General features: G+C 68.5%; 16 protein-coding genes. 8 read left to right on the forward strand and 8 right to left on the reverse strand.

Features of this window, described 5'->3' with window-relative positions:
- A partial coding sequence (locus D7V93_RS09515; protein ID WP_208722967.1) for a hypothetical protein occupies nt 1-821 on the forward strand: 821 nt, incomplete at its 5' end.
- Between the two features lie 21 nt (nt 822-842).
- Here D7V93_RS09515 and D7V93_RS09520 read toward each other — a convergent pair.
- Nucleotides 843-1,787 (reverse strand): alpha/beta hydrolase family protein, encoded by a 945-nt coding sequence (locus D7V93_RS09520; RefSeq protein WP_120643088.1) that lies wholly within the window; start codon nt 1,785-1,787, stop codon nt 843-845.
- Between the two features lie 15 nt (nt 1,788-1,802).
- On the opposite strand from D7V93_RS09520, the gene D7V93_RS09525 reads away from it, so the two are divergent.
- On the forward strand, nt 1,803-2,858 hold the full coding sequence (locus D7V93_RS09525) for an AraC family transcriptional regulator (RefSeq protein WP_244237205.1): 1,056 nt from the start codon (nt 1,803-1,805) through the stop codon (nt 2,856-2,858).
- Nucleotides 2,859-2,874: 16 nt separating this feature from the next.
- Here the strand turns inward: D7V93_RS09525 and D7V93_RS09530 are convergent, their stop codons facing one another.
- Entirely contained in the window at nt 2,875-3,999 is a 1,125-nt protein-coding gene (locus tag D7V93_RS09530) for an FAD-dependent monooxygenase (RefSeq protein ID WP_120643090.1), read from the reverse strand.
- A gap of 142 nt (nt 4,000-4,141) precedes the next feature.
- Between D7V93_RS09530 and D7V93_RS09535 the strand changes: the two genes are divergently transcribed.
- On the forward strand, nt 4,142-4,771 hold the full coding sequence (locus D7V93_RS09535; RefSeq protein ID WP_120643091.1) for a TetR/AcrR family transcriptional regulator: 630 nt from the start codon (nt 4,142-4,144) through the stop codon (nt 4,769-4,771).
- 78 nt (nt 4,772-4,849) lie between these two features.
- Here the strand turns inward: D7V93_RS09535 and D7V93_RS09540 are convergent, their stop codons facing one another.
- Nucleotides 4,850-6,328, reverse strand: a complete 1,479-nt coding sequence (locus D7V93_RS09540; RefSeq protein ID WP_120643092.1) for an FAD-dependent monooxygenase — start codon at nt 6,326-6,328, stop codon at nt 4,850-4,852.
- A gap of 618 nt (nt 6,329-6,946) precedes the next feature.
- Between D7V93_RS09540 and D7V93_RS09545 the strand changes: the two genes are divergently transcribed.
- On the forward strand, nt 6,947-8,152 hold the full coding sequence (locus D7V93_RS09545; RefSeq protein WP_120643093.1) for a serine hydrolase domain-containing protein: 1,206 nt from the start codon (nt 6,947-6,949) through the stop codon (nt 8,150-8,152).
- Between the two features lie 105 nt (nt 8,153-8,257).
- On the opposite strand, the gene D7V93_RS09550 is transcribed toward D7V93_RS09545, so the two are convergent.
- Nucleotides 8,258-8,686, reverse strand: a complete 429-nt coding sequence (locus tag D7V93_RS09550) for a YciI family protein (protein ID WP_120643094.1) — start codon at nt 8,684-8,686, stop codon at nt 8,258-8,260.
- A 331-nt stretch (nt 8,687-9,017) separates the two neighbouring features.
- Nucleotides 9,018-10,238 (reverse strand): CapA family protein, encoded by a 1,221-nt coding sequence (locus tag D7V93_RS09555; protein WP_208722968.1) that lies wholly within the window; start codon nt 10,236-10,238, stop codon nt 9,018-9,020.
- A 234-nt stretch (nt 10,239-10,472) separates the two neighbouring features.
- Between D7V93_RS09555 and D7V93_RS09560 the strand changes: the two genes are divergently transcribed.
- Entirely contained in the window at nt 10,473-15,620 is a 5,148-nt protein-coding gene (locus D7V93_RS09560; protein WP_120643095.1) for a non-ribosomal peptide synthetase, read from the forward strand.
- Nucleotides 15,621-15,729: 109 nt separating this feature from the next.
- Complete coding sequence (locus D7V93_RS09565; RefSeq protein WP_120643096.1) at nt 15,730-16,929, forward strand: cytochrome P450; 1,200 nt, start codon at nt 15,730-15,732, stop codon at nt 16,927-16,929.
- Between the two features lie 248 nt (nt 16,930-17,177).
- Here the strand turns inward: D7V93_RS09565 and D7V93_RS09570 are convergent, their stop codons facing one another.
- From D7V93_RS09570 to D7V93_RS09580, 3 genes are all read right to left on the reverse strand, one after another.
- Nucleotides 17,178-18,491 (reverse strand): nitrilase-related carbon-nitrogen hydrolase, encoded by a 1,314-nt coding sequence (locus D7V93_RS09570; RefSeq protein ID WP_120643097.1) that lies wholly within the window; start codon nt 18,489-18,491, stop codon nt 17,178-17,180.
- Nucleotides 18,488-19,075 (reverse strand): hypothetical protein, encoded by a 588-nt coding sequence (locus D7V93_RS09575; RefSeq protein ID WP_147451100.1) that lies wholly within the window; start codon nt 19,073-19,075, stop codon nt 18,488-18,490. The genes D7V93_RS09570 and D7V93_RS09575 overlap by 4 nt, the downstream gene beginning before the upstream one ends.
- Before the next feature lie 127 nt (nt 19,076-19,202).
- Nucleotides 19,203-19,937 (reverse strand): hypothetical protein, encoded by a 735-nt coding sequence (locus D7V93_RS09580; RefSeq protein WP_147451101.1) that lies wholly within the window; start codon nt 19,935-19,937, stop codon nt 19,203-19,205.
- Between the two features lie 481 nt (nt 19,938-20,418).
- Between D7V93_RS09580 and D7V93_RS09585 the strand changes: the two genes are divergently transcribed.
- Together D7V93_RS09585 and D7V93_RS09590 are read left to right on the forward strand one after the other, a co-directional pair.
- A complete protein-coding gene (locus D7V93_RS09585; protein ID WP_120643100.1) occupies nt 20,419-22,077 on the forward strand; it encodes a hypothetical protein in 1,659 nt (552 codons plus the stop codon).
- A gap of 10 nt (nt 22,078-22,087) precedes the next feature.
- Entirely contained in the window at nt 22,088-23,512 is a 1,425-nt protein-coding gene (locus tag D7V93_RS09590) for a hypothetical protein (RefSeq protein ID WP_147451102.1), read from the forward strand.
- The last annotated feature ends 491 nt before the right edge of the window (nt 23,513-24,003 follow it).

The raw sequence follows: 24,003 nt of genomic DNA on the forward strand, positions 1-24,003 counted from the left end.
CCCCTACGCCCCCCCAAAACAACCTGAAGCGGCCCCGCGAAGACGACGCGGCCGGGCCTGAGGGGCCTTCCAAGAAGCCGCGGCTGGATGCGGACGACTTCAGCGAGAAGGGGGGGACCCGGACCCAGCGCGCCTACGACCGGGCGTCGACGCGGAAGAATGGGGACACCCAACTTCCGGAGGACAGCTTCAAGAACATGACCTCCAACATGAGTCGCACGCGCAAGCAGGACAATGCGGGCGTCCTCCAGACGCCCTTGGGACCGGTGACGGTCGCCAAGGGCAACACCCGCGATCCGGCCAACTTCATCAAGACCCGTAAAGGCAACTACGACGACAACGCCGTGGGCGACGAATACTCGAGCATGATCAAGTCCCTGGTAAAGCCCGGCGACGACCAGAAGGGGATCGCGAGCGACCTGCTCAAGGCCTCCAGGAGCAAAGAGGTTTTCAGTGACCTGAAGAAGCATGGCGGGGATGCCTCGAAGCTCCAGCACCACTTTCCGAACATCAAGACTCCGGCTCAGCGCAACGCCGCAGCCAAGCTCCTGGGGGCCACCCACCTGTCGGAAGAGCAGCGGGCCGGAGGCAGCTCCAAGCACGCTCGTGCCACTCTGGAGCTCATCAGCGAGGGCAAGTCCTCCTTCCAGGAGGGCTTCGGCAAGAAACAGCCCACCTTCGGCATGGCGGACAAGGCGGACTACTACCGGAAACACTATGACGTGGGGGAGGTGAAGAACCCGAAGAAGATCGACGCCACCGCGCCCCATCACAAGGACAAGGTCGAGGGTGCCTTCTCCGACAGCAGCGATGGGGAGTAACGCCTTGGCGTTGGGGGCGCTTCATTTGCTCTCAACCCGTCCCTGCGGAGTTGGGCTCGTCATCAACTCCGCGCACGCCACGGGCCAGGCACGCTCGTCGGGGTAGAGCGCCGTGCGGAGGTACGCCCACGTGAGCCGCTGGACGGCTGCGACTCTCGCGGGGTTCTCGTCGGTCGTTTCCGTCACGAGATACCCGGAGATCCCACCGAGCATGTGCTCGGCTCCAAACAGCGTCAGGAGCGACTTGGGGCCCGGGCTCAAGGTGTACGCGTCCGTGAACCATTCCGGACCGCAGACGGTCAACGGAGAATCGTCCCGATCGCCCGCGACGACGAGCGTCGGCGTGGTCATCTCGGCATGGACCTGATTCAAATACGGAAAATGCTCGCGCGCGAGAGGGCTCAGCGCGTCGCCCCCTCGGCCACCTGCGCAAAGCAACACGCCGACTTTGAACCGAGGATCAGACAGGTCGTCACCCAAGCGGCCGCCGGGCCCCCTCATTCTGGCGCCGAGCAGCATCCCCGCAGTTTGAGCCCCGAACGAGTGCCCAGCCGCGGCGATCCGGCTGCGATCGACGCGGCCCGTGAGTCCCGGAACGGAAGCTTCGATGACGTCCAGGTTATCGAGGACGCGCGTGACATCTTCGATGCGGAGTTTCCAGATCGACGGGGTCCGCGGGTCGTCCGGTCCGAGGCCGAACGTCCTCGAATCGAGAAAGGTTGGCTGGACCACGACGAAGCCACGCGCCGCCCAATAGTGTGCGAGGGGAAGATAGCCATCCGACGACGACCCATGGCCGTGCGCGAAAACGATGATTGGCAAAGCGCTTCCCGTTACGGGCGCGGAGACCCGCACTTCCAGATCCGCGCCACGCCCCGGCGCCGACAGAATGACCGGACTCACCGACACCACCGGAGCGGGCGCGGCGAAGGCCCCGCCTTCAGCTCGAGTGATTGGCTTGCTCATAGGACCGCTCTCCCGGTGTGTGACCTGGTCTTTGAATACTGCCTGCGCTATGGACGATCCATGCGCAAAACTCCAAAACAGTTAGCTGAAAAGCCAACGCCGTTGGAGCTTCGAGATCCACGTGGAGACGCGGTCGCCGACGTGCTCGGCGCCTCGCTGATCCGGCACGCTCTCTACAACCCCCTCGAGGCGCGCGCGCCGTGGGGGCTTCGCATTCCCCGCCGGAATCGCGCGAGCTTCTACCTCGTCGCGCACGGCAGCGCACGGCTTGAGGTCGAGGGGGCGCGAGCGCACGTCCTATCGTCTGGAGAGGTTGGGTTCGTCCCACACGGCACGGCCCACACGCTGCGCGATTCGGCTGACAGCGAGTCGCTCCCGGTCTGCGACGGACCTTATTCCCTCAGTGGGGCGCCACGGCGCATCGGGGGGCGCGGCGCAGCCACCGGCATTGTCGCGGGCTTCTTCGAACTGAGCGACGGGCGCGGGCCGGTGCTCCTTCAGGGCGTGCCGCCGCTCGTCGTCTTGTCGGCGAGCGACCCTGCCTCGGGGCCATGGATCTCCGCTGCGGTTCAATTCATTCTCGCCGAGAGCGCGTCGCCCCGACCGGCGAGCAACATCGTGCTTCAGCGTCTTGCCGACGTGCTGTTCGTGCTCGCACTCCGCTCGACGGTGGGGGATGGCCAGTGTAGGCGCGGCGCCATCGCCGCCGTTGCCGACCCACGGGTCTACGAGACGCTGAGCCTCATGCACGCCCGCGTCGCCGATCCTTGGACCGTCGACATGCTCGCGCGACGCGTGGGCATGTCGCGCTCAGGGTTCGCGGCGCGCTTCACGGAGCTCGTGGGCGAGTCCCCGCTCCAGTACCTCGCGCGCTGGCGCATCGCGCGGGCCGCGGAGCTGCTTCGCGACACCACCGAGAAGGTGGAGACCATCGCAGGCCGCGTGGGGTACGAGAGCGTTCCTGCGTTCAGTCGCGCGTTCAAACGTTGGCAGGGCACTGGCCCGGCAGCGTTCCGGCGCGAGCCCTTCGCACACACAGATCGGCAAGGCTGTACGGTTACGGATCACTGACCTCGCGCGCGAGCTCTCAGAAGGTGGAGTGGGTCTGCGCGTTCCTCGCGCGGATGGCCTCTTCGGTCCTCGGAACGAGGCTCTCGAGCCCGGTCCTCACGGCCTCCGCTTGGACCTGCTCGATGAACGGGCGGAAGCGCTCGTTGTAGGCTCGAAACGCGAGCTCGAAGTCGCGGTCGTGCTCTCGCATCGCATCCGCCAGTGCGGCCGCGCCATCGATGGCCAACGAGCCCCCCATGCCGGCAGCGGGTGAAGGGCAGTACCCCGCATCGCCCACCAATGCGACCCGGCCTTTCGTCCAGGAAGGCATTCGTATCTGGCACAGTTTGTCGAAGTAGAAGCTCTTCGAGCTCCGCACTTCTTCGAGCAACTCCGCCGTCCTCCAGCCCACCCCGACGAACTGGTCCGCGATCATCCGTCGTTGCTCCTCCTCATCGCGACGGTCGTACGGGAGCTCCTTGTCGGAAGCGAACGCGAAGATGATGTCCGTGTTGTTCTTGTAGGCGTTGAGCATCACGGCCTTGCCCGGCACGTTGAACATCTGCGCGGTGTTACGCTCGATGAGCAACTTGTCCACGATCGTGATCGAGGAGTACTGCCCGAGAAAATACATGTACTGGGCTTCGTCGCCGAACCAGAGCCTCCGCACCGCGGAGTGAACACCGTCGCAGCCGAACACCAGGTCGAACGTGCGTCCCGCGCCCTTGGCGAACGTGGCCGTGATGCTGTCTTTCGTCTCGCTCAGCGCAGTAATGCTGTCGTCGAAGACGACTTCGACGCGGTCCTTCACGGCGGCGAACAGCATGTTCAGCAGAACGGTTCGTTCGATCTCGAACTCGTCGTCCGAAGGTGCTTCGCCTTCACCTCTCAGCACCAATGAGCGCTCCGTGACATCGCGCTCGTTCTTCATATCCCATCGCTGCAGGCTCAATCGGTTCGACCGGATTTGCTCGAAGAGGCCCATGCGCCGGACGATGTCGACGGTGTTGCCTTTGATGTCGACGGCCGTACCGCCCGTCCGAAGCCCGCGCGCGACCTCCACGACGGTGACCTCGTAGCCGAGGCGGCTCATCCAAAAAGCGGTCGAGAGCCCGGCGAAGCTCGCGCCAGAGATGAGGACCTTCTTTCCATTCGCGCTCATGACGTCTCCGTGGGATGGCCGCGTTCTGGCAGCCCTCAAGTCCGTTGATATTGTACCCGGTAAATATTTTCGCAAGAGATTCGTTGACCGGGTATAAAAAATCCATGGTCCCTGCCGGCTGCGCTTCGTTAGAATCCGGCGCATGGGCGAGCGACGCGAGAACAAGAAGCGCGAGACCAGGCAGCGGATCTCCGATGTGGCGACGGAGCTTTTCTTCGCGCGGAGCTTCGAGGCGGTGACGCTCGACGAGATCGCGGCCGCTGCGAACGTCTCCAAGATGACGGTCTTCAACTACTTCGCGCGCAAGGAGGACCTCATGCTCGATCGCCAGGATGACTTGAAGCTGCTCTTCTTTCGCGAGGCGATCCGCGCGAGGCCGCAAGGGCAATCTCCGATCGCCGAGCTCCGCGCTCTCATGGGCAGGCTGCGAGAGCAGAAGCATCCGTTCGCCCACTTCGACCGCCATACGGCTGACTTCTGGCGCTTCGTCGCGGCGAGCCCGTCGCTCGAGGCGCGGCTCCGTGAGCTCAACGACGAAGCGGCAGAAGGGCTCGCGATCGAGCTCGCCGGTCCGAATCCGGATGGCCTCGCGCGGCTCGCAGCCGGCATGATCGTGCTGACGGTGCGCACGGCTCGCCAGGAAGCCGTCAGCGTGTTCGAACGCAGAGGCTCCGCGAAGAAGGCGAACGCTGTGTTCTTCGCCTTGATCGATCAGGGCTTCGCGGCCGTTCAAGGAATGGCCGCGACCGACGCGCGTGGCCAGTCATCGTGAAGTGACCGATCCTCCGCCCCAGGATTTCTTGAGACACCTCACTTGCCGGGCGTGGTCCGCGGAGGCAAGCGAAACGCGTTACGTCGCACGCGGCGGCCCGAACCACCGGGTCAGGGCCTCACGCAGCCCCGGGTCCGTGCCCTCCCCGACCCACGCGACGTGTCCGTCCGGTCGAATCAGCACCGCGACGGGCGCCGTGACCGCGCCGAGCACCGGGAGCTCCCACGCCCCCGTGTAGCGAGCAGCGACCCTCCGAACCCGGTCCGCCCAGGGCGTGATGTCGAGCGTGCCGGGCTCGCCCAGGTCGAGCAGCACCGGCCGCGCGTCGTGCAACAGGTGGAACACGCGCCGGGGGCCGTCGGCGGTGACCAGGTCGAGGTCCGGCATGCGGCGCCCGAGCAGCGGGTGTCCGTCGCCCAGGTCGTAGTGGACGTCCAGCCCCGACATCATCGCCGCGTACTGCTTGCGGGGCCCGTCCATCCGCAGCAACTCCGCCAGCGTCTCGCGCACAGCGTCCATCCGCGCGTCACCACGGCTCAGCGCGGTCTGAGCCATCGTCTTCCGCAGCGCACGGGCCGCGACGGGGTGCCGCTCGGCCTGGTACGTGTCGAGCAGGTTCTCCGGCGAGACGCCGCGCACGACCTGGGCCAGCTTCCACCCCAGGTTCACGGCATCCTGCACGCCAAGGTTGAGCCCCTGTCCGCCCATCGGCGAGTGCACATGGGCCGCGTCGCCGGCCAGGAGCACCCGCAGATTGCGGTAGGACGCCGCCTGCCGCGTCATGTCGGTGAACCTCGAGAGGTACGCGGCGCTGCGCAGGCCGTAGTCCGTCCCGTAGAGCGCGACGAGTCCCTCGCGCAGGCCCTCGAGGGTCGGCGCGTCGCCCGTGCCGACCTGCTCCTCTCTGAGCACGACGCCCACGCGTCCGTCCTCCAGCGGGCCCATGGCGTAGGTGCCCTTCTCGTCCCGGCGGATGCCGAACGCCGGTGCTCCGGTCATCTCGACCTCGGCGATGAGGTAGCTGATCGACGCGTCCCACCCCGGGAACTCGATGCCTGCCGCCTTGCGGATGAGGCTGCGGCCCCCGTCGCACCCGACGAGGTACTTCGCCCGCAGCGCACGGCCGTCGGACAGCTCGACGTCGACGCCGGTGTCGTCCTGCGCGAAGCCCGTCACCTCGCACCCACGGTAGAGGGGCACCGCCAGCTCGCCCACCCACTCCGCCAGGATGCGCTCGAAGCGCTCCTGCAAGAGCGCGAGCCCATGGTTGTGACGCGTCGGGAAGTCGCTGAGGTCCAGAGGCGCCTGCCCGAACGCGACGTTCTGGACCGCTTGCCCTTGCGAGACGAAGCGCTCGACGACCCCGCGCTGATCGAGCACCTCCAGGCTGCGCGCGTGCAGGCCGCGCGCGCGCGAGCCGGCGACCTCCTGACTGGCGCGCCGCTCGACGATGGCCACGTCCACCTGCGCCAACGCCAGCTCCGCCGCCAGCATCAGGCCGGTCGGGCCCCCTCCAGCAATCACCACCGCGTGCTGTGCCACCACGTCCGCGTGCATTTGTCGGTCCTCCCGCTCCTGGAGCGAAACGGGCAATGGTGGAGCACGGCCGGGGGGGCTTGCGGCAATACCCGGGGTCTGGCATTTGCTGGCAGTGGAGAGAGCGGAGAGGGCTGCCGTGGCTCCTCCAGCGGCCCGTCGCGGACCCGGAAAGCGCGCACGCCTGACCTCGTGCGTGGGGAGGCCAGGCGCTCGCCTCCGTTGCCTCCCCGAAGCCTCGGAAGTTCTCGCGGGTGGCGGACAGCAGGACCCCGAACCTCAATGTGGCCCTGTACCGTTGGCGACCCCGCCTACGCCTCGTTGGCACAGGAGCTCAACAGTCTCGCGCACCTCGCTCACTCGCACTGACGTAAAGGGCATCGGGGCTCCCTGTAGCAGGGAAGAAGTCGCCTCAGCGGATTCGCCGAGCTGACGGAGGGCAGGGCGGCCGAGGCGGCGAGCGAGAGCGCGAGGCATCCCGCGAAGAGGGCGGACGACGTCATGGGCCTCGGCATACGTAGCGCGGCGCCGCCCCACGCGCACTCCGGCGACGCTGCGAGACGTTGGGCGACGCGCACCCCACGCGCCGCGCCGGCCACCGAATCCTCTTCTCCGTAACGCCCCTTCGGAGGAACGCCCATGCGTGCCGTGCTCCTGCTCTGCCTCATCCTTCCGCTGTCCCTCGCCCAGGCCCAGAGCCTCCAGGTCCAGCCCCACACCTTCCAGGCCCTCACCGTGCCCGCTGTCGCGGCCGCGCGCTCGCCCGCTGTCGCGCCACCGCCGTTCATCCAAGTCATCGAGCACGAAGTGCCGGCCCTCATGAAAGAAGCCCGTATCCAAGGCGCGGCCGTGGGGCTGATTGTCGGCGGCAAGCTGGTCTACACCAAGGGCTTCGGCTTCGCGGACCACGCGGGCAAGCTGCCAGTGACGTCCGACACGGTGTTCGTCGCTGCCTCGCTGGCCAAGCCGATCGCCAGCTGGGTGACGATGCGTTTGGCCGAGCAGGGGCGCGTGCAGTTGGATGAGCCGGTGGCCGATGTGCTGTCGCCGTGGCCGCTGGCGCAGAGCCCGTTCGACCCTCGCCTGATCACGATCCGCCGCCTGCTGTCGCACACCGCGGGCACGACCTTGGGCGGGTATCAGGGCTGGCTCGATTACAAGGAACTGCCGAGCCTGGAGGAGTCGCTGGCCGGCAAGACCAATGGACGCGGCGCGGTGGAACTGTTCGCGCCGGCCGGTGTGAAATTCCAGTACTCCGGCGGCGGCTACACCCTGATGCAACTGGCCATCGAGCGGACCACGCAGCGCAAGTATTCGGACCTGGCGCGCGAGCTGGTGTTCCGGCCGCTGGGCATGAAACACAGCAGCGTCGCCATGACGCCGGAGGTGCTGGCCGGCGCAGCGCAGGGACACGGCGACGATGGCAGGCCGGTGCCGATGCGTTACTACGTCGAGCAGGCGCCTTCGACCCTGACCACCACCGTCCGCGACTTCGCCCGCTGGATGATTGCCGGCATGGCGAACACCGCCGGCGCGCATCCACTGACCCAGGCGCGACTGGCCCAGATGTACACACCCGCGGAGCTGAGCACGCCGCGCGCGCCCGATGAGGCGGTCTACGGCCTGGGCCACTTCATCGAACGCCTCGGCGACGGCAGTACCGCCGTCGGTCACGACGGACGCAACCAGGCCGGCTTCCGCGCCAATTTCTTGATGCGCCCGCACTCCGGCGACGGCATCGTCTTCTTCAGCAACTCCCGCAGCGGCCTGGCTTTGGACCGCGTCGTCTGCCTGTGGGGCGCCGACGTGGCCAAGGTCGATCCGGTGACGACCTGCAAGAAATAGCGACCGAGGCTTGGGGAGGCACAGCGGGAGCTCGATGCGAAACACGGCGGCGCTCGCGGCGTGTGGGTCGGTCACTCGCCGCGAGCCTGCCGCGCCGCGCTGCGGCTACGCCTTGCCGGGCTTTTCGCCGAGCCGCTTGGCTCGCTCCTCGGCCTCGCCCGGCACGTCGAACTCCGTCGGGTCGAACAGCGGCCGGAGCTCGACCTCCCACTCCTCGCCGTCTTGCACGAGGAGGCCGAACGGCGCGCGCCGGGCCCACTCGATTGCCTCGGCGAACGTCTTGACTTCGAGCAGGCTGTAGCCGGCGATCAGCTCCTTGGCTTCGGCGAACGGGCCATCGATCACCTTGCACTGGCTCTTGCTGTACCGCACGAGCGCGCCGCGGCTCATCGGCGTGAGGCCGCCGAGATCGAGCAGCACGCCGGCCTTCCGCAACTCCTCGTTGAAGTGGTGCATCGCGACCAGCGCCTCGTCGGTCGGCTTCTGACCCGCATCGGCTTGCTTGTTCGCCTTCACCATCATCATGACTTTCATCGCGTGTCTCCTTGCTACCCGGTGGGTGTCCGCGAGGCGACGAACAGTGCGCAGCCGGATCGACAACCGCGATGCAGATTCTTGCTGCGAGCGAGGGAAGACGTAACGCCCAGGTTCTACTCGGGCGCATCCTCGGCGCCGCCTTCCCTGCCCAGAAGGCCCGAGCGGGCATGAGCGGTGAGGCGGAGCAGGGGGCTGTGGCGGCCGAAGACTCGGCCAAGAGAGTCTGAGAGCCGTCTCACAGTGAGTGCGTGGCGATGCGGTGCTCGCGGGCTTGAGGGCGAAGCGCCAAGGTGGGTGAAAGTCGCATGCCTTCGAGGCACGCGCAGGCTCAGTCGGTTGAGGTCGAGACGAACTCGATGCACGAGGTGGGCAGTCCGGAGTCGGGCCGAGGGGCGACCAGCCTTGTCGGAAGCTGCTCGGTCGTGCAGCAGCGTTCGAGATAGGCGACCACCCGCCTGCCTTCGTCGCTGTCCGCGGACACGTGCATCGGCTCGTTGGCCGGATTGATGATCGCGGGCAGGAAGCCGGCGGAGATGCGCCCGGACGGCGCGATGTGGATCACCGCCGCGCCGGTCAGCCTCGAATCCGGGTGGAACGGCAGCAGTGGGTAGCCTTCCCGCGGGCGAATCATGAACTCGCCGAACTTGCGGGCCCATGCCGCCATCTCTTCCGGCCGTCCCACGCCCAGGTAACCGTCTCTCGCGAGGCGCTCAGCAAGGTTCGGCAGGTCGAACACATAGTGTCCCAGACCGTAGAAGATGGGTTTTCCGGAATGGAACTCGACACCGCGGAGCATGTGATGATGGTGGCCCACGACGACGTCGGCCCCGTTGTCGATGGCGAGCCGGGCCGTCCGTCGTTCGTGGTCGGTCAGCGAGAACGGCACGGTTGAGTCACCCCAGTGGAAGCTGACGATGACGATGTCTGCCTTCGCGCGGGCTTCGGTGAGGCTGTTGATGAATGCCTTCTGGTCCTCGACCAGCGGCTCGGTGCTCACCACAGGGGCCATGCCCGGATTCCATGCGTTCAGATCCACGGGAGTGTATCGGGTGTGTGCACGGAAGGGAGCCAGACCGGGGACACCCGGGCGCGCCTCATAGCCGTAGGGAAACACGGAGCTGAAAGCCAGAAAGGCCAGCCGTGTTCCATTGCGCTCGAGATACACGGGCGCGGTGGCCTCCGCCAGATTCGCGCCCGCGCCCACCGTGGCGATGTCCAGGTCGGCCAGGGTCCGGCGCATGGACAGCAGTGCGGCATGTCCCCCGTCGAGACTGTGATTGTTGGCCAATGACATGATGTCGAAGCCCGCCTTGGCCAATGGGGCGGCGTTCGCCGCGGGCGCCGTGAGCGTCGAGCCGGCGCTGGGGGCACGCTGGATGTCGTCGCTGAAGACGCCCTCGCAGTTGCCGAAGACGACGTCACCGGAGCTCAGGACGTCGCGGGCGGAGTGGAAGGCCGTCGCCGGGTCGTCGCGGTCCACGAAGACATCGCCCACAGCGAAGAGCGACAGCCCGAGTCCAGGGGGATGAGCGATGTTGTTCGAGGCCACGGTGCACTCCTACATCCTGCTCGTATGCGTTCCTCGCGCCTTCTACCAGATGAGGGGGCCGCGGATGCTCATTCGCTGTAGGACAAGGCCCGGGGCGTCCGTGAGACAAGGGCCGGATCCATTGAAGGCTGTCGCAGTGGATTTTCGCGTGTTAGAGGTCCGGGGAAGCGAGCTGTGCCGGACGACAACTCCGCGCGGCAGCCGCGACGTGTGTCATTGCTTCCAGGAGCTCCCTTGCCCCCCACGCCCCCGTCCGCCCTGGTGACAGGAACCGAGTACGAACGCCTGCTCGCCAGCCTCCGTCTGAAGAGTCCCTGGGCGCTCGAGGGTCACACCCCGGAGGAGGTGCGGAGGGTGCTGGATGGCGAAGCGCAGGCTGCCCGCGTGCAGGGCGGAAGGGTCGACCATGGACCGTGGCGTTCGGTGGTGGACGTCATCGCCGCGCAGTGCCGGCGGCATGCCGACCGCGTCGCGCTCTCGGAGGGGGCCTCTGAAACCACCTATGCGCGGCTGGAGGAGCGGACCTGTGCCCTGGCCGCCAGCCTGCGGGCCCGGGGCATCGGGCGCGGAGACGTGGTCGCGGTGGTGCTGGAGCGGGGCCCTGCCTTCGTCGAACTCGCCATCGCCGTCTGGCGCGTGGGTGCGGCCTATCTGCCCCTGGCGCCGTCACATCCCCAGGCGTGGCGCGAGGACATCCTTCGCAGGGTCGGCGCGGCGCTCGTGGTGGGCTCGCCCGCCAGCGAGGTGCCGGGGATGCCCTTCCTGGAGTCGGGTGCCGACGTGGGCTCCGGCGTGGCGGCCGTGGAGGACACGGCGCTTGTCCCGGAGGATCTCGCATACATCATCTGCACGTCGGGTTCGACGGGCGAGCCCAAGCTGGTGATGACCGAGCATCGCGGCGTCGCCAACCTCCTCCATGCGCAGCGGGACTTCCTGGGCGCGTTGGGGCCGGACACGCGGGTGCTGCAGTTCTTCCACCCGTCGTTCGATGCCTCCCTGTTCGACCTGCTGATGGCGCTGCCCAACGGAGGCCGGCTGGAGACCCTGGATGCGTCGCCGCTCTCCGGAGCGCCGCTGGCCCACGTGCTGGTAGACCGGCGCATCACCCACGCGGTGCTGCCCGCGACGGTCCTGCGCACGCTGCAACCGGGCGGCTTCCCCGACCTCCAGGTGGTGATGAGCACCGGGGACGTGTGCCTTCCGGAGACGGCCCGGCAGTGGGGCGCGCACCACCGCTTCGTCAACGGCTATGGCCCGACGGAGGTGACGGTGGCCAGCACGCTCCATGCGGTGCACGCCGTGGAGGGGGAGCGCGTGCCCATTGGCCGCCCCCTCTCCAACGACCACGTGGTCATCCTCGATGAGCACCTGCGCCTCGTCCCCGACGAGGTGCCGGGCGAGCTGTGCATTGGCGGGGAAGGTGTCGGGCGCGGGTATCTGGGGCGGCCCGCCCTTACCGCCGAGCGGTTCATTCCGGATGCGTTCGGTCCGGTGCCGGGAGGGCGGCTGTACCGCAGCGGCGACCTGGGCCGGTGGTTGCCGGACGGCACGCTGGAGTTCCTGGGCCGGCGCGACGACCAGGTGAAGATTCGCGGCGCGCGCATCGAGCTGGGCCAGGTGGAAGCGGCCCTGGCCGCGCTGCCGGACGTGCGGGACGCGGTCGCCCTCATCGACGACACGCGGGAGCGCCTGCTGGGCTACGTGATGCCCGTCACCGGAGCGGCGCTGTCCGGCGACGCGGTGCGCGCGGAGCTTCGACGCAGTCTGCCCGGCTACCTGGTGCCGGATGTCGTGGTCGTGGTGGAGCTCTGGCCCCTGAACACCAGCGGCAAGGTGGACCGGGCGCGGCTGCCCCGCCCTCCCCGCGCGGAGCGGACGGACTACCAGCCGCCGGAGTCGCCCGGCGAAGTGGCGCTGGCGGCAATCGCCGCGGCGCTGCTCGGGATGGAGCGGGTGGGGCGCGATGACAACCTGTTCGAGCTGGGAGGGCACTCGCTGTTCGCCACCCAGCTCGTGGCCCGGGTGCGACGTGTGCTGGGCGCGCAGTTGGAATTGAGCGCGGTGCTCCAGGCCCCCACGGTGGCCCGGCTCGCGGCGCGCTTGAAGGAGGCGCAGGGTGGGGTGGACCTGGGCCCTCGGGGCGGCGCCGCGGGAATGGCGCTCACGCCTTCGTTTGGCCAGGAGCGGGTGTGGCTGATGCACAAGCTCAACCCGGACGCGCGGGCCTACCACACGCAGGCGGTGTTCCGTCTCGCGGGCGCGCTGGACCTCGCCGCGCTGCACGCGAGCCTCACCGACATCGTGCGTCGCCACGACGTGATGCGCTCCCGCTTCCCTGAAGTGGATGGAGAGCTGCGGTGTGAGCTGGAAGCCCCGTGGGAGGTGGAGCTCCCCCTCCAGGACTTCAGCGGCGTGGACGAAGCGCTGCTGGCCACCCGGGTGGCGGAGGCTGTCCGGGACGCGGTGCAGGCCCCGTTCGCGCTCGCCGAAGGCCGGCCCTTCCGCTGGCGGCTGCTGCGACTGGGCGCGCAGGAGCACCTCTTCGTGCACGTCGAACACCACATCGTGCACGATGGCTGGTCCTTCAACGTCTTCGTGCGCGAGCTGCTCAACGGCTACGCCGAACATGTTCGCCACGGCCAGGTGCGACGCCCCGCGCTGGCGGTGCAGTACTCCGATTATGCGCGCTGGCAGCGGGAGTGGGTGGGGACCGAGGCCGCCGCGGCGCAGCGCCGCTTCTGGCGTCAGGAATTGGAGGGCGCGCAGACCCGGCTCCAGCTCCCCCGCCGCGCGGCTCCCGGCGGAAGACGGTTTCGTGGGGTGGCGCCCCGGGTGGAGCTGGACGGCGACCTCGCGCGCCGCCTCCAGGCCCTGGCGGACCGCAACCACGCGTCCCTCTTCACCACGCTCCTCTCCGCGTTCTTCGTCCTCCTGCACCGGTACACCGGCTCCCAGGATCTGCTCGTTGGCTCCTCGGTCGCCAACCGGCGCTGGCAGGACACCGAGGGCATGCTGGGCATGTTCATCAACACGGTCGTCCTGCGGGGCCGGCTGGACGGGGACCCTTCGTTCGAGGAGTTCCTGGCGCGGATGCGGCGCACCACGCTGGAGGTCTATGACCACCAGGAGCTGCCCTATGAGCAGATCTTCGCGCAGTCGCCCGCGCGGCATCAGGGTGGCTTCAATCCGTTGATCCAGACGATGTTCAACTTCCACGACTCGTCGGTGGGCACGCTTGACGCGTCACCCCTCGACGTCTCCTTCGTGGAGGGACTGGGCAACGGCTCGGCCAAGTTCGAGCTGTCCGTCGTCGCGGTGCCGCTCTACGCCGAACCGGGGCACATCCAACGGCTGGCCGGGGACGTGGTGAGCATTCCCCGTTCGGAGGCCCCCGTGCGCTCCAGTCCCCGCTCTTCCCTGAGCGGCATCCTGCTCTCGTGGGAGTTCGACTCCGACCTCTTCGAGGACTTCTTCATCACCGGCATGCTGTCCGCGTATCAGCAGCTGTTGCGCTCCATCACCGACGCGCCGGACACCCGCGTGTCCAGGCTGTCGCTGCTGAACGACGTGGACCGGCGCGCACTCGTCAGCGTGGGCCCACGCCAGGAGGCCCCCTCGTACCGGGTGCCCGACCTGTTCGCCCGCTGGACCCGCCTCGCGCCCGATGCCCCCGCGGTGAGGTCCGGCGACCACGTGCTGACCTATGCCGAGCTGACGCGTCGGGCGGAGCACCTGGCGCACCACCTGCGCGGCCTGGGCGTCAGCCGTGAGGCGCTCGTGGCGGTGTGCATCCCCCGCTCGGCGGAGCTGGTCGTGGCCCAACTGGGAATCCTCATGGCGGGGGCGGCCTTCTTGTCGCTGGATCCAGGCGCTCCTGCCGCCTGGCTGGAGCCGCTCATGCAGGAGGCCGGGGCCCGCGCCCTGGTCACGACGGCGGTGCTGGCGGGCCGGCTCACCGGCCTGCCCACCGTCGTGCTGGATGCGCTGCCCCCGGCGTCGTCCGGGCCGCCGCTGCAGGAAGGGAGTCCGTCGGACCTCGCCTACGTCCTCTACACGTCCGGGTCGACGGGCAGACCCAAGGGCGTTCAAATCGAGCATCACTCGGTCGTGTCCTTGCTGTACCGGACGGCCCTGGCCGAGGACCTGGGACCTGGCAAGACGATGCTGGCGATGGCGTCGGTGTCCTTCGATATCTCGGTGCTGGAGGTCTGGGGCGCGCTGCTCAACGGCGCCGCGGTCCACTTCTTGCCGCCGGGCTGGGACGTGCCGGGGCTGGCCCGCTGTCTCATCGACCAGCGCATCACGCATGCGGTGATCCCCCCCGTGGTGCTGCCCCGGTTGGCGGCCGACGCTCCGGAGGCCTTCGCCGCCCTGGACCGCGTGGTGGTGGGCGGGGATGTCTTCCCCGTGGAGGCGTTCCGCACGCTCCAGCGCGGAGGCTTCACGAAGGTGACGAACGGCTACGGCCCCACGGAGATCACCGTCATGGCCAGCGGACACCGGCTCGACGACGGGCTCGACCCCGAAGCCACCCACGTGCCCATCGGGCGACCGCTGTTCAATGCCCACCTCGTGGTGCTCGACGCGCACGGGCAGGTGGCTCCGCCGGGCGCCGTGGGGGAGCTCTGCATCGGTGGGGCCGGTGTCGCGAGGGGCTACCGCGACCTGCCGAACCTCACCGCCGAGCGGTTCGTGCCGGATCCCTTCGGGTTACATCCGGGTGCGCGGCTCTATCGCAGTGGGGACCTGGCCCGGTGGTTGCCCGGGGGCGTCATCGAGTTCCTGGGCCGCCGTGATGAACAGGTGAAGGTCCGTGGCGTCCGGGTGGAGCTGGCCGAGGTGCGTGCCGCCCTGGCCGCGCATCCCGGCGTGGTGGATGCCCTCGCGCGCGTCGACTCGCGCGGGGAGGAACCCCGCCTGGTGGGCTATGTCGTGGCCGGGTCGGCAACCCCGGTGTCGGCGCAGGCCGTGCGCGAGGACCTGGCGCGCAGGGTTCCGGCGCATCTGGTGCCTTCGGAGGTCGTCGTCCTGGAGTCCTGGCCGCTGACTCCGAACGGGAAGGTGGACCGCTCGCGGCTGCCCGCGACCGACCGGCGCCCGGACGCGCCCTACACGGCGCCGAGGACCGAGGCCGAGGCCCGCGTCGCGGCGGTGGTCTCCGAACTCCTGGGCGTGAGCCGGGTGGATGTCCATGAGAGTCTGCTCGCGCTCGGCATGCATTCGTTGCAGGCGATGCGGCTGGCCTCTCGGCTGAGCCGGATGGTGGGACGGGAGGTCGGGCTCGCCACGATCCTCACCGGGCCGACCATCGCGCAGCTGGCCCACGCGCTCGCCGAGGCCCCGGTCGCCAGGCCCCTCATCCAGAGGCTGCCACGCGGATGACGACCGCGTTCCCGATGTCGTTCGCCCAGCAGCGACTGTGCTTGCTGCACCGGATGGACCCCACCGTGGCGGGCGCCGCTGCCCGGCTCGAGCGAACAGGAGCACCCCGATGAGCCCTTCCTATCCCTTCCCCAAGGACTGGAGCCTCCCACTGGAGCCTCCCGCTGAATACAAGCGGCTGCGGCAGGAAGCCCCGGTCTGCCCCGTGCGGTTGTGGGACGGAAACACGCCGTGGCTGGTGAGTCGCTACAACGACGTGTTGACGGTCCTGGGAGATCCCCGGCTGGTCGTGGACTCCACACTGCCAGGGTTCCCGCACCTGTCGCCCGCGGCGGCGGCACGGCAGGGGAGGCCGCTGGCCTTCTTCCTTCGCCCTGATGCGGAGTACCGGGTGCAGCGGGCCATGCTCGTGCAGGAGTTCATGCCCCGGCGGATGGAAGCCCTGAGGCCGCGCATCCAGGCCACCGTGGACGCGGCGCTCGACGCGATGCTGGCCGGCCCGAAACCGGCGGACCTGATGGCGGCGTTCGCGCTCCCCGTGGCCCTGCAAGTCATTGGCGACCTGCTCGGCGTGCCCCATGACGGCGCTGACGACCTGCATGTCCTCAGTCGGACCGTCGGCTCCCGCGCGTCCTCTCGCGAGGAGGCGAGGGCGGCCCTGATGGCCCTGGATGATTTCTTCCTGCGGTTGGTGGAGGCGAACCTGCGTGAGCCTGGCGACACGCTCATCGGTCGCGTCGTCACGGAGCAGGTGGCGACGGGAAGGCTGAGCCCTCCGGACGCGGCCTCCCTGTTCCACTCGCTGTACTACGCCGGGCACGGACCGTCCGCGTACATGTTCGGCCTGGGGACGCTGGCGCTGCTCATCCACCCCGAGCAGCTCGGGAAGTTCCGCGAACTGGAGGACCCCGCCGCCATCACCGCGGCGGTCCAGGAGCTCCTGCGCTTCGTCAATGTCTCCCATCTCGCCCGGCAGCGCGTCGCCACGGTGGACGTCACCGTGGGCGGCCAGCTCATTCGCGCCGGGGAGGGCATCCTCGCGCAGCCGGACTCCGCCAACCGCGACGGAACGGTCTTCGAGGAGCCGGACCGCTTGGACCTCCACCGGGAAGCGCACCGCAACTTCGCCTTCGGCCATGGCATCCACCTGTGCACGGGGCGCGCGCTGGCTCTCATTGAGTTCGAGGTGGTGTTCAAGACGCTGTTCCAGCGCATCCCCACGTTGCGGCTGGCCGTGCCGCTGGAGGAGGTCCGCTTCAAGAAGGATGAGAACCTGCTCGGCGTGCACGAACTGCCGCTCACCTGGTGACCCGCTTCCCTCTACTCCCCACGATGACCCGACCGCGCACCGCGAGCGTGAGACTCGACGCCATCGCGCACGAACTCAACGGGCGCCCGCGTCAAACGCTTGCATGGCGAACGCCTGCCGAAGTATTCGCGTCAGCTGTTGCGACGACCGCTTGAGAGCGCCGGAGCAGGCCCATTTCACGCTCACAGCCGCCTGACCCCGTGAACACTTACATCCCGAGGACTGGCGCATGCCCAAGAGGACCGTGCCTACTCCTGCGTCGCCTCCACCATCCGCGGCGGCGGGGACACCGTGAGGATGCTGCTCGTCCCCGGTGCGCTCCGCGCCAGCACGCGGCCGTCGGAAGACACCACCGCCGCGACGCCTCCCAGCGAGGCTCGCACTGCGGGCATGCGCAGCTCCACCGCCCGCATCACCACGCCGCCGATGGCCTGGTCCATGGCGAAGCGACTTCCAGCCAGGGGCAGATCACTGGCCAGGACCGCGAGCAGCTCTCCTCCCGCCTCCCGTCCACGCAAGGCGGTGGCGCGGCTGAAGGCCTCGTAGCAGATGAGCGGAATCACCTTCCGCCCCGCGAGGGACAGCAGCGGTCGCGCCTGGCTTGCGATCAGCGGCTCCCCTCTGCCCTGAAGCCCGAAGATGGAGCGCTCGCCGATGGGGACCAGGATGGACTTCCCTCGGGTCTCCTGCAGACGCCCGTCCCCATCAAAGGCGGCGGCGGCATTGAAAAAACCCTCGGGCGTTCGGAGCGTCAGCCCCGCGATGGCGGGGACCGGCAGGCGCGCATCGAAGGCCTCGATGACCTCCGGCCGTGACACACGCCCCTCGGTCCCCCGCTGGAGCCCCCGTACCGTGGACTCTGGCCAGATGAGCCGCTCCGTGGCCTCGGGCACCGACTCCGGCACCCGCACGGAAGATGCCATGTGGACCACGCCCGTCCCCTGGAGCGCATCGTCCGCCACGGGCAGCCGGGGCAGCGCGGCCATGGCCACCATGACGCCCACGGCCGGCAGCAACAGGCGGCGCGAGCGCAGGGCCACGGCCTCTCCAACGCACACGGCGGCGAGCAGGCAGAGCACCAGTGTGGGCACCCACCCCACGAAGCCCACGGCCCTCAGGATTGGCGGCTGCATCCACTGGGAATGCAGCACGTGCGTCATGGAGAAGCCGCTCCACGCCTCCAGCCCCGCCTCGCCCAGCACCCATCCCACCGGCAACCAGTACCTTGGAGGCACCCGCTTCACGGGCAGCGCCGCCAGCGCCAGCAGTGGCACCTGGGACAGCGCCCCCGTGGCCGTCCAGCCCAGAAACGCCACGATGAACGGAGGAGGAAGCCAGGGGGCCGTGTAGAACCCCGCCGTCCCCACCCACCAGTGCAGGGCCACGCCCTGGCGCACCAGCGCAGCCAGCAGCAGCGCCGCGGCGGCCTGGCGCCAGCCGTTGGCGCGGTGGAGCGCCCACCCCAGCAGCGCGATGCCCACCCAGGCCAAAGGCTGCGCCCACGTCCACAGGAAGGCGCCGCCCAGCGCGACACCCGAGCCCAGGGCCAGTAGCAGGCTCATCGCTTCCGGAACCTCTCGGGCGGAACGGGGACCAGCGCCGTGGCCTCCCCCGGGAGCGCCACCTTCACGAGGTTGGGGTGCTTGCGCGCCAACCGGGCCTCCAGCACCGCGGGCTCCCAGCGCGACACCTCTTCGAGGGCCGTGTCCATGGCCTTCGCATCCAACCGCCACAACTCGAGCGCCTTGCCAGAGCGCGTACGGACGAAGCGAGCGCGCTGCTCGGGGCTCCCGGCCTGGAAGAAGCCCTCGTCATAGAGCAACCCATCAAGGGGCAGCTTGTACGTGGAGCCCAGCACCCAGGCCCCCGGCGCCTCTTCCGCGAGCGCCGTGAGCAGCGGCGTCGAGAAGCCGTAGCAGGTATCCAGGACGATGAGGTCCGGGCGGTAGCACCGAGCCACCCGCGCGAGGTCCTCCGGGGACGCGTTGAGATAGCTCGGCGGCAGGCTGTGTCCGCTGAGCACGAGCACCTCGGCTCTCACTCCAGAGGGACAGGAGAAGTCCTCGAGGGCCACATGCGGGCAGCGGCCATCGGAGCAAGGCGACTGCTGCAGCTCGGCGACATCCGCTCGTGAGTAGATCGCCACGACACGCTCCTGCACACCGGGGGCCTGCTGACACGCGCAGGCCCCCAGAAGCAGGGCCAGGAGCCAGTGCCTTGCCAACACAGTCATGGACGGTTCCAGTTCCTGGCTCGAAACACCGGTTGGCTTGCTAGCAGCGGCACCAATACGAGGCGCACCACGAGCGGCAGTAGTTGCTCAGCCCGGTGAGCTTGCAGCCGTTCCGCCTGTACTGCTGGGAGCAGCCGACGGTGGAGCCCACGTACCAGACGCCCACCGCGATGAGGACGACAACCGCCGCGGCGCCGCCCTTCCCCGTCTTGTCCTCGGGAAGGTACTTGCTGATGACTTCAATCATCGTGAACAGGGAGTACTCGGAGACGCTGTCCAGCTCCCCGGTATCGAGGAGGATCTTGGCCGCTTCCTCCTCGTTGGCAGCCAGCTTGTCACCCACCATGATGGTCTTGTCCGCGTTGAAGACCATGTGCAGATTGCCGCCTTCATGGTGGACCCAGGCGTCGCCCGTCTCGTTGTTCACCGTGTAGATGGTGCGCTCCCCGGTCTTCTCGTCATACACCTCGAGGACGGCGTCCTCCGTGCCGCGGACGAGCGTCTGCCGCAGGACGAAGTTCATGAAACGGGGCACCTCGTCATGCATCGCAATGCCCAGCCGGCCAAACCGCTCCAGGCTCCCGTCGACGACTTGCGCGGGCTCCACGGCGCTGAAGACGATGTTCGAGGCCAAGGCCTCGCGCGCCTTGGTCATCGGGTTGGCCTCGGGAGCACGGCTGCAGCCAATCTGAATGGTGAAGACCGCGAGCATCGCGAGCGTTACCGCGCGCAGGCCGTTGGAAGAACCACGGTGTGACTCAGCCGGATGAAACATGTGGGGACACTCCTCTTGCTGCGGGGATCTCGCACCCGGCTCAAGGCCGGGTGCGATGGTTGCGGCACTCCCCGTAAAAGCAGGAAGTGTGCCATCTCCGGCTTCCCTCGAATCTGTGTTGCTACGCCGGTGCCGTTGTTGCGTCCGCCGCAACAAACCATCGCTCTCCGTGACATCCGGCGCTACACCCCCCCACTGCTCATCCAGTGCGCGCAGCGGCGGCAGCCCCAGTCCTCGTCGTAGTGGAGGAAGCCGTACGCGTCGTCCTCATCGACCTGGCGTGGCCATGAGCCTGACGATGATTTCAGACCCGCTGGCAGCGCGGAGACGTGCGAAGCCCGCGCACTGCTGACTCTCACCGATGTCGAGACGCGGGCGAAGGTGCTCCGGCGTCCCCCTTCCTTGAAGCGCCGAGGCCCGCGAGGTAGACAACGACGCCTCATCTCCGCAGGGGGCGGGGATTCAGGGCAGGGACGCCTTCATGAACCCACGTGGCGCCGAGAAGGAATACCTCCAAGAGGGCCTGCGCAGCGGCCTCAAGCTCGACGCGCGCTTCGACGCCCTGACGCCCCACCTCCACGTGGCGTGGATCTCCTGGGACAGCGGCTTCCGCGGTTCGGGACTGCGCGTGGGCGACCGGGTCATCGCCATCGACGGTCAGCCCGTCGTCAAGCCACCCGACCTGGCCACCACGCAGCGCACCGTGCCCTTCATGCTCGGCCAGTACGCCGAGAACCAGACCTGGGACAAACAGGGGCGAAAGGAGGGTGACAAGGTCCAGGTGCGAATCGTTCGCCGGCGCGAGCCCGGCGAGGGCTGGGAGGAGCACGAGTTCAGCGGCGCCCTGCTCCATGAACGCACCTGGAGCATCGCCGATACGACGCGGCAGATCATCGGACCGGGAGGACCCGAGCGCATGGGTCGCGACGGCTTCGACGAGGCCTGGATGTCATGGCTCGAGAAGCGCGTCTTCGACTGGGAGCGCCTGCTCGACAGCACCTTCGGCGCCTGGCGCACCTCGCGAGGGACGCGCGCGGAGCTCGCGAATCACCTCGGACACAAGGCCCGCGTCGACTTCCTCGTCGAGCATCATCCCGGCCCCTTCGCGACGGCGATGCGCGAGGACTGGGAGACGGTGCGTGCCTGTCTCGAAGGAGACCTCGTCACGCTCCCGGCGGATGCCCTTGAGTTCCGCACCCGGGGCGAGGAGCAGGTGAAGGCCATCGGCCTCCATGCCGCGGCGGCGTGGAAGGTCCTGCTGGAGGCGCGTGCAGGGGAGACGCTCGGCGCCTTCCCCGTCGTCGACCCCTTCCGGGGTGACCGCTCGGCGGTGACCGGCAAGCTGGTCTCACTGCCGACGCTGACGCAACGGGAGTGGCTGGTCGACATGGGCAAGGGCTACCTGGCCTGGAACCAGTCCGGCGCCTGGGTCTTCTGCCCCGCCAACACCCCGGCCATGAACAAGGTCTTCTCCGCCATGCAGCGCTACCAGAAGCGCGTTGCCCCGTCGGTGAGGCTCGACATCGCCGTGCTCGGCCGCATCCTTCCGGATCCCCGCCTGCTCGCGGGCTCGGGCCGCACCGCCGCCGGCCTGGAGGTGGAGCCCGTCGCCGCTCTGGTCGGCGGCGTGGTCTGCGTCGATGTCAGCGACCCGAGCGAGGGCGGACCGCGCTTCGCCGGAGAGGAGACGCTCAGCCAGGAGAGCTTCGGCGCTCCGGCCGACGACGCGAGCCCGCGCGAGGTCCTCACCGCGATGATTTCGGCCGTGAAGCGCGGTGACCAGGAGACCTGGAACGGCCTCTTCGCGGACTGGCGCGCCGTGCCAGACGCCGACCGGCCCATCTACTACCCGGTCTGGACCTGGAACGGCCGCGACAGCGAGTGGGTGCGCGCGCGGCGCCTCATCCTCGACAAGGTGCTCGACGCGCGGGTGCGCTGGATTGGCGAGGTGCGGGTCGTCATCCGGGGCGACGAGGCCCCGGGCCTGCCGCGCGTCGAGGAGGTCGAGTTGGAGCTGGACCACGTCGGCCTCTTCGAGGGCCAGACCCGCACCTTCAACTCAGTCGACGTGCGTCGGCGCTGGACGGTCCAACGCCGCAACGGTGGCCCCTGGCGCATCACCAGCGAGCAGAGCCTGTAAGGAGCACTCCATGGGCTGGTACTCAAGCCGCGTCTCTGAACTCAACGAACGGTTGAACCGCGCCTCGGAGGGCGCCCCCGACACGGTGAAGCGCGCTTTGAGCGACGCCATCGTGAAGGTTGGAAACGCGGCCGATCAAGCCCTCTCGGCCATGCTCGACGCCAGCGAGCGCACCAGCGCCGGCAATCTGGGGACGCAGCGCAAGTGGCAGGAGCGCTGCGCCACGGCGACGGCCGACATCAGCCGCGCCTTTGGCGATGCCGCCAAGGACAACATGCTCTCGCCCGCCCTCCAGCTCTTCTGGTACCAGGCGCTGGAGCACGAGATGGCCTTCTTCGACTCCCTGGCCAAGGTGCAGACGCCCCAGCTCCACGACGACCTGCTCGTCCACCAGGACCTGCTCAACAAGATGCTGGGCGAGCTGTGGGACAAGTGGACCTTCCTGCTGTCCAAGGACGTCATCTTCGAGAACGACCAGCGTCAGGTGGTGCAGCAAGTCTCACGGATGGCGCAGTCCATCGTCGACGAGCTCGCCCCGGGCGTGCTCAAGCGCACCAGCGAGGGCGTCTCGCGCGCCACCGCGAAGTCGCTCGACGTGGCCCTCAAGCTCGATGACAAGCTCCTGGGCGGCAAGGGCGTGGACCTGGCCAAGCTCGTCGCCTCGCTGTTCGATGTCGACATCCCCGACGAAATCGACCGCAACCTGCTGGACGCCGTGCAGGGTGGCTCCGAAGTCTACCAGGTGCAGAAGGGCCACTACCGCAACCTGGTGTCGGCCTACCAAAGCCTGGTGCAGGCGGAGAAGGGCAGCGTCCTGCTGCTCTTCAACGCGACGCGGGCGGAGGTCGACACGTACCGTGACAAGAACGACCTGGGGAATGCCAAGGTCATGCTCGACCAGGCCAAGGGCTACCTCTCCGACTGGGCCTCACGCGTGCCCAGCTCGGCCCAGCGAAGCGAGGCCTCCAGCTTCAAGGACAAGGTGTGCTCGGCCATCGACACCGACTGGAGGCTCACCGAGGAGCTCGACAACAAGTTCCGCGACAAGTTCAAGGGCATCTTCGTCCAGTCCCTGGGCAGCGAGACCCTCGAGCAGCTCGCGGAGTCCTACCTCTTCCGTCAGCACCTCGAGGAAATCACTCGCAAGGACGCCGCCGGCAAGCTCAAGGCCCTGCCGGGCAACCTCCAGAGCGAAGTCGACAGCGCGCTCGAGCGGGGCCTGCGCCCCCTCGACGACCTGGTCAACCGCGTCCCGGAAGAGGTGCGCGAGCTGGCCCGCATGAAGAACCAGCGGTTCAAGGAGCACGTGCGCGCAAGGCTCAAGGACCGCATCCAGGCCCTGCTGCCGGCCATCGTCGAGCTGGCCGCCCTCTGGGACCCGAACAACCTCTCGAGGGACTTCAGTCGCGAGGAGCTGGAGAAGGCCCTCCGCTGAGATTGGACGGCGTGACTCAGGGCCGCGCGTAACTCCGCTTCACCCTCTGGGACTTGAATCCATCCGTGTACGGCACTGCGTCCTGCCTGCTCTCGCCCCCAGGGCGTGGTCATCCCGGCCGCTCAGCCGAGGCGACAACTTCCCTGACACAGGGGGGCAGCCCCCTCGAGTTCGAGAAGACCGCCTCACAGGTGCCGTTGGCTGCGTAACCCACCTGTCCACGAAGCCCGGGCAAGCTCACAGGCCGAGGCTGCCCTCTCGCCGCGTAAGGACGAACTGCGCGGCTTGGGACGCAGTCTATCGATCGGGGGCAGGCGCCCAACTCGGGTCGGCGCTCGCCTGAGCCGGTTACCTGATGCCTTAGTCCTACAGTTGCAATTTGAATCGAGCCCCTCGGGCTCGGTAGTGACACCGCATGGCTACGGCTTGGTGGTGGCGCCGCCAGCGACTCCACGCCAGGACGTGCGCGAGCGGAGCGACCGCACGCCACA

The organism is Corallococcus llansteffanensis, assembly GCF_003612055.1.
GTDB classification, from domain to species: Bacteria; Myxococcota; Myxococcia; order Myxococcales; family Myxococcaceae; genus Corallococcus; species Corallococcus llansteffanensis.

Coding starts and splice junctions, on each gene's coding strand:
- D7V93_RS09520 (WP_120643088.1), bottom strand. CDS start 1,787: ATGAGCAAGCCAATCACTCGAGCTGAAGGCGGGGCCTTCGCCGCGCCC.
- D7V93_RS09530 (WP_120643090.1), bottom strand. CDS start 3,999: ATGAGCGCGAATGGAAAGAAGGTCCTCATCTCTGGCGCGAGCTTCGCC.
- D7V93_RS09535 (WP_120643091.1), top strand. CDS start 4,142: ATGGGCGAGCGACGCGAGAACAAGAAGCGCGAGACCAGGCAGCGGATC.
- D7V93_RS09540 (WP_120643092.1), bottom strand. CDS start 6,328: ATGCACGCGGACGTGGTGGCACAGCACGCGGTGGTGATTGCTGGAGGG.
- D7V93_RS09545 (WP_120643093.1), top strand. CDS start 6,947: ATGCGTGCCGTGCTCCTGCTCTGCCTCATCCTTCCGCTGTCCCTCGCC.
- D7V93_RS09550 (WP_120643094.1), bottom strand. CDS start 8,686: ATGAAAGTCATGATGATGGTGAAGGCGAACAAGCAAGCCGATGCGGGT.
- D7V93_RS09565 (WP_120643096.1), top strand. CDS start 15,730: ATGAGCCCTTCCTATCCCTTCCCCAAGGACTGGAGCCTCCCACTGGAG.
- D7V93_RS09570 (WP_120643097.1), bottom strand. CDS start 18,491: ATGAGCCTGCTACTGGCCCTGGGCTCGGGTGTCGCGCTGGGCGGCGCC.
- D7V93_RS09580 (WP_147451101.1), bottom strand. CDS start 19,937: ATGTTTCATCCGGCTGAGTCACACCGTGGTTCTTCCAACGGCCTGCGC.
- D7V93_RS09585 (WP_120643100.1), top strand. CDS start 20,419: ATGAACCCACGTGGCGCCGAGAAGGAATACCTCCAAGAGGGCCTGCGC.
- D7V93_RS09590 (WP_147451102.1), top strand. CDS start 22,088: ATGGGCTGGTACTCAAGCCGCGTCTCTGAACTCAACGAACGGTTGAAC.